Here is a 6,504-nt window from a genome sequence, read left to right as displayed (position 1 = left end):
GGCACGCCGGTCGAGGAGTTGCCGGCCCGCATCCTCGCCCACGTCCACAACCTGCCCTATCAGGAGGTTCAGGACGTGACCAAGGTGTTGCCATATGGCCTGATGACCCAGGATCAGGCCCTTGCCGCCATCCTGCAACTGCTGCAGCAGTTCTGCGGTATCGACTTCGCGGAATACAAGCCGGCCACGGTGATGCGCCGCATCGAGCGGCGCATGCAGGTAAGGCACACATCTGAATGGGTCCAGTACCTGGACCTGCTGGAGCGGGACCGTGCGGAAATTCTCAACCTGAGGCGCGAGATGCTGATTTCGGTGACCGGCTTCTTCCGCGACCCCGAGGCCTTTCAGGCGTTGGCCGACAGGGTTATCGGGCCCATGGTCGCGGAGAAGCCGGTGGGTGAAACGATCCGGGTATGGGCCGCCGGGGTTGCCACCGGGGAAGAGGCCTATTCCCTGGCCATGCTGTTCATCGAGGCCTTCGAGCGCGAGCGGCACTGGCCCAATCTGAAGATTTTCGCGACCGATGTCGATCAGCAGTGCATCGAGACAGCCGGTGTCGGCCAGTACCCGGAATTCGCCGCGGCAGAGCTGTCCCCGGAGCGGCTGGAGCGCTTTTTCGTGCGCCGGGAGGATAGCTTCCTGGTCAAGAACGATCTGCGGCAGTGCATCGTGTTTGCCCGGCATAACCTTCTGGCCGATCCGCCCTTCACCAGAATGGATCTGGTGGTTTGCCGCAACACGCTGATCTATTTCAATGCTTCCGCCCAGGAACGGGCCTTGCGTTCGCTGCAATACGCGGTCAACCAGGGGGGCGCCCTGATGCTGGGCACCTGCGAAACGCTGTCGGCCATGACCCAAGGCCTTGAGACCATCAGCGCCAAGCAGAAGCTGTTTCGTCGCAAGGGCGCCATGGCGCTGCCTTACGTGGAGCGTGGCGGCAGCGCCACGTATCCCGTCGCCGGCAAGGGGCGAACGCATCGTTCCGGCAACTCGCCACGGCAGATGCCCAGCGCGGTGGGGCAGGGCGATGCCGGTATCGCCGTGCTGCTGAACGTTTTCACGCCGCCGGCCCTCCTGGTGAATGCCAGGCATGAGGCCGTGCATCTCTATGGCGAGGTCAGCCAGTATCTGCATAACCGCGAGGGTATCGCCAGCCTCGAGATCGACCGGATGCTGCCGGACCCGCTGATCCCGATAGCCTCCGCGTTGCTGTTCAAGGCATTCCGCGACCGCTGTTCGATGCTTTCGGACGTCGTCGCGCTCAAGCGTGTCGATGGCCAGCCCCGCCAGATCCGCCTGTCGGTCCATCCGGTGCCGGCCGAGGCCGAAGAGCGGCTGGCGCTGCTGTGTTTCGAGGACCGGACCGGCAGGCCGGCCAGCCAGGCCGAGCCGATCAATGTCGACGCCGAAACCGTGGCGCGGGTCAACATTCTGGAGCGAGAGCTTGCCGCGACCCGCGAAAGCCTGCAGGCCACCATCGAGGAGCTGGAAACCTCGAACGAGGAACTTCAGGCGACCAACGAGGAACTGCAGAGCTCGAACGAGGAGTTGCAGTCGGTCAACGAAGAGATGAGCACGGTCAACGCGGAGTTCCAGGAAAAGATGCTGCTCCTCAACCGGCTCAATGCCGACCTGGAAAGCATGGCCAAGGCGTCTGCCGTGGCGACGGTTTTCGTCGACAGCCAGCTTGCCATCACCCGTTTCAGCCCGGATGCGACGCAGCTCTTCAGGCTGCGCGAAAGCGATATCGGCCGGCCTCTGGACGATATCGCCCACCTTTTGCGCTATCCGGATCTCATGGATGACTTCCGTGCGACCCTGCGGATGGGGCGCATGGTGGAACGGGAAATCAAGTCCGCCGATGGCGGCAAAATCTACCTGATGCGCATGCTGCCCTACCAGGTGCCGTCGACCACCGATCGCGGCGTGGTGGTAACCTTCGTCGACGTCAGCGCGTTTCATGATGCCCAGCGCTTGCAGCTGGTCATCGATGCCTTGCCGGAGCATATCGCCGTCATCGACCCCGCCGGCCGCATCGTGCTGGTCAATGCCGCCTGGCGACGGTTTGCCCAGGCCAATGGCGACAGCGAGTTGTCGCGCTCGGGGCCCGGCAGCAACTATCTGGAGGTCTGCGAGACCGGTGGCCTGGACGGTGGCGGTTATGCCCAACGAGCGGTCAAGGGCATCCGGGATGTGCTGGGGGGTGTGCTGCCGCAATTCTCCATGGAATATCCCTGCCACTCGCCGACCGAGCAACGCTGGTTCGTCATGAATGTGGCGCCCGTGACGGGCCAGGAATTCGGTGCCGTCATCAGCCACATCAATGTCACCGCCTGGCACAGGAGTGCTGCCGCATGAGCAATCCGCCCATCAATCTGGACGAACTGCGCCAGCGCGCCCAGCGTGCCATCGGCCTGTACCGGGATCAGGCCAGCGCCCTGAACCTTGACGAGGAGACCCAGGATCTCGGCCGCCTGGTCGAGGAACTGCGTGTCTACCAGGCGGAACTGGAAATCCAGAATCAGGAACTGAATGCCGCGCAGCACGAGATTTCCCAGGCCCTGGCGAAGTATCGGGCGCTGTATGAAAACCTGCCCTTACCGGGATTCCTCGTGGACCCGCTCGGCTTTATCGTGGAAGCCAACCAGCAGGCGTCCGAGTGCTTGCATCTGGGCCGTTCCTCGAGCCTCAATCGCCTGTCGATCTACCAGCTGTTCGAGCCCGAAAGCCGGACCGCGCTGTACGAACGCCTGAAAGGCGCATGGCTCGGCTCGCCCCCCGTCCTGGTGAATCTGCGCCTGAAGCTCGCCAAGGGGACCAGCATGCCGGTGGATGGCCACATCCTGCATCTCGGGGCGTCCGAAGGCCAGGAGGCAGGCTGCCTGGTGATCCTGGTGGACAGGCGCAGCGAGGAGGCCCTGGCGCACAAGCATGCGCAGCTCAAGGAGAGCGATGCCCGGCTGAAAAAGATTGCCGCCCGGGTTCCTGGCTTTGTCTATCAGTACGAACGACGCTCGGATGGCAGCGCCTGTTTTCCCTATGCCAGCGAAGGTATCCGGACGATCTACCGTCTGCCCCCCGAGGACGTGCGGGAGACCGCGGAGCCGATCGACCGACTTATCCACCCCGACGATGCCGGACGCATGCGGGCGTCGATCGAGACCTCGGCACAAACGCTGGCGCCCTGGCAGTTTGAGTATCGCGTTCGTTTCGATGACGACAGCGTCCGTTGGCTGGAGGGCAATTCGGTCCCGGAGCCGCTGCCACAGGGTGGCGTCCTCTGGCATGGCTACATTGCCGATAGCACCGAGCGCAAGCTGGCCCAGGAAACGATCCGTAAGAATGAACAGCAACTCAGGACGTTGCTGGAGACGGCGCCTGACGGGATTCTTCTGATCGACCGGGAGGGGCACATCGAGCTGTGCAATCCGGCGGCCGCCAGCCTCTTCTGTTACGCGGCCGAGGAAATGCGCGGATTGCCATTGACCCGGCTGATGATTCTCAAGGCTCCGCCGGGCAGCGGCCAATGGCAGGCCGACGTGGGCGCGGCGAAGCCCTGGATGAGCCCGGAATGTCTTGGCGTTCGCAAGGATGGCGGCACGTTTCCATTGGAGATCACCATCAGAGGCAATACCTGCGTGCTGCGCGACATTACCCAGCGGAAGGCCCAGGAAGCCGCCATCCGCGACCTGAATGCCGGTCTGGAGAGAAAGGTCGCGCAGCGAACCACCCAGCTGGAATTGGCCAGCCGGGCGAAAAGCGAGTTCCTGGCGAACATGAGCCACGAGATTCGCACGCCGCTCAACGCCATTCTGGGGCTGGCCCAGCTGCTCACCCGCGATGCCCTGACAACGGACCAGCACGAGATCGTGAAAAGGCTCGGCGAGGCCGGCAAGAGCCTTCTGCACATCATCAACGATATCCTGGATTTCTCGAAGATCGAGGCCGGCCAGCTCACCATCGAAAAGTGCGTTTTCGAGCTCGCCGAACTGCTGGACCACCTCGATACGGTCCTCAGCCTGAGCGCCCGGGAAAAGGGCATCGCCCTGTCGATCCGCAGCCAGCCCGGCCTACCTCCCAGGCTGGTCGGCGACCCGCTGCGCATCAAGCAGGTGCTGGTCAATCTCGGCAGCAACGCCATCAAGTTCACGGAGCGGGGCGCGGTCGAGATCGTCGTGCGGCCTGTCATGAGGCAAGCGCCTGAGCGCTGGCTTCGCTTCGAGGTGCGCGATACCGGGATTGGCATACCCTCCGAGCAGCAGGCCAGGCTGTTCGAGCCCTTCATCCAGGGGGACACCAGCACCACGCGGCGATTTGGCGGCACCGGTCTCGGACTCTCGATCAGCAAGCGACTGGTCGAGCTGATGGGGGGCGAAATCGCCGTCGAGAGCGTGCCTGGCCAGGGCAGCCGGTTCTGGTTCGAACTGCCCCTGGAGGCGGCGCCCATGAGCGGCATCCCGGCCGATCCCGCGCCGGCCCGGTCGCCGCCGCCGCCGGGAAATCGCCAGCCTGGCCTGCGCGTGCTGGCGGTGGACGACAACCGGATCAACCTGTTCATGCTCGAGCGGGCACTGAAACTGGAAGGCGCCATCGTGATCCTGGCCGCCGACGGACAGCAGGCACTGCAGACGCTGCGCGCCAATCCGCACGGCTTCGACGTGGTGCTCATGGACATCCAGATGCCCGTCATGGACGGACTCACGGCAACCCGGGCGATCCGCGAGGATCCCGATATCGCCATGCTGCCGGTCATCGCGCTGACGGCCGGTGTGCTGGCCGAAGAGCGGGAAAAGGCACTGGCGGCCGGTTTCACCGACTTCATCGCCAAGCCCGTCAATCTTGAGGAAATGGTTGCCCTGCTCGGCGCCTTGCCGATCCGAACGGTGCGGGACGCGACGGCCGGATAAGGGCTCGCCGGGGGAGCCGGCGACGCGGGGTCACGCCGGCGGGGCGGCAAGGGCAGGGCGTTTGTGGCATGCTCCGGCATTGCTCGCTGCCCTGGTTCACTCATGCCCGCCTTGCTTTCCCGTCCCGATCGGCTGGTCCTTGCCGGCCAGCAATGGCTGCAACTGCTGAAAATCTGGCTGGTGGCCCTGTACCGCAGCATCCGCGAAGAGGGCCTGGATTATCGGGCCACCAGCCTGGCCTATACCACCTTGCTGACCATCGTGCCCGGCCTGGCCTTCATCTTTTCGCTGCTGAAGACCTTCGGCGTCAACCGGCACCTGGAGCCATTCCTGCTGGAGCTGCTGGCGCCGCTGGGCGACAAGGCGGCCCTGCTGACCGACAAAATCCTCGACTTCGTGACGCGGATCAACGTGGGTCTCCTGGGATTCATGGGGCTGGCGGTGCTGATCCATGTCTCGGTTGCCATGCTCGGCAAGATCGAGACGGCCTTCAACCATATCTGGCGGGTGACCCAGCCGCGCACACTGGCGCGGCGGACGGGCGACTACATCAGCGTGATCGTCCTCGGGCCGCTGCTGATGTTCTCCGCCATCGGCCTCACGGCATCGATGCCGGCCGCCGCCGCGGTGCGCCGGCTGATTGCCCACGAGCCTTTCGGCACGCTGTTTTTCCTGGGCGGCAAGCTGCTGTCCATCCTGCTGGTCATCGCGGCGTTCACGTTCGTCTACCTGTACATTCCCAACACCCGCGTGCCCTGGCGCGCGGCGCTCCTGGGCGGAACGGTGGGGGGGCTGGCCTGGAAGCTGGTCGGCTTCCTGTTCGCGCATTTCGTGACCACCTCGGCCAGCTACCACGCCATCTATTCCAGCCTGGTCATCGTCATCCTGTTTATGATCTGGCTGGATCTGTCCTGGCTGATCCTGCTGATCGGCGGCCAGGCTGCCCTGTATTTCCAGCATCCCTGTTTCCTGCAGGGCCATCGGCGTTTCGAGGATCTCGGCAGCCGCACCCGCGAGGGGCTGGGGCTGTCGCTGATGGTCCTGATCGCCCGCCGCTATGTCGCGCAGGAGCCGCCGGTTTCCTGCGATGTGCTGGCCGATCGGCTGGGGCTGCCCTGGGTGACGGTCAAGGAGGCCCTGGACCGGCTGCGCGCGTCCGCCCTGATCGAGGAGACCGCCGACGAGGCCTATCTGCCGGCGCGGGATATCGACGGGGTGACGGTGCGCGAAATCCTCGGGCATATGCGCACCGACCCGTGCCCGCAGGTGCCGTTCCTTCAAGATCTTCCCGGCGCCGGCCTGTTGCCCGAGGTGGACGCGCTGTTGAATCTTCTGGAGGGAGAGGTGGCCGTCTCGGCGCCGGCGTCGCAGAGCCTGCGCGCCCTGGCCCTGTCGGGCTGGGCGCCGATGAACTACCCGGGCCGGACCCTGTCCTAGCCGGCGGTTCTTCCTCTCCTTTATGACCCGCCGCAAGGCGGGTCTTTTTTTCGGAAATCTCGCGGGTGCCGGGGTTGCGCCTTCACTCGCACGCGGTTGCAAAGACAGGAGGGTTTCTCTATAAGAGGGACCCGACGCCCCGACCGGGCGGGAACAGAAC

At 64.6% G+C, this 6,504-nt stretch carries 3 protein-coding genes; all 3 read left to right on the top strand.

The window, feature by feature from the left end; genetic code table 11:
* Positions 1–2,358: CheR family methyltransferase (locus ACYQ1H_RS08140; RefSeq protein ID WP_460027550.1), on the top strand; the 2,358-nt coding region annotated here is incomplete at its 5' end.
* Complete coding sequence (locus tag ACYQ1H_RS08135) at positions 2,355–4,907, top strand: ATP-binding protein (protein WP_460027549.1); 2,553 nt, start codon at positions 2,355–2,357, stop codon at positions 4,905–4,907. The genes ACYQ1H_RS08140 and ACYQ1H_RS08135, both read left to right, overlap by 4 nt.
* 102 nt (positions 4,908–5,009) lie before the next feature.
* Positions 5,010–6,344 (top strand): YihY/virulence factor BrkB family protein, encoded by a 1,335-nt coding sequence (locus ACYQ1H_RS08130; RefSeq protein WP_460027548.1) that lies wholly within the window; start codon positions 5,010–5,012, stop codon positions 6,342–6,344.
* Positions 6,345–6,504: the final 160 nt, after the last annotated feature.

It is taken from the genome of Methyloparacoccus murrellii, assembly GCF_054657115.1.
The sequence above is the reverse complement of the archived record's forward strand: the minus strand, read 5'-3'. Positions and strand labels throughout refer to the sequence as shown.

Coding starts and splice junctions, on each gene's coding strand:
- ACYQ1H_RS08135 (WP_460027549.1), top strand. CDS start 2,355: ATGAGCAATCCGCCCATCAATCTGGACGAACTGCGCCAGCGCGCCCAG.
- ACYQ1H_RS08130 (WP_460027548.1), top strand. CDS start 5,010: ATGCCCGCCTTGCTTTCCCGTCCCGATCGGCTGGTCCTTGCCGGCCAG.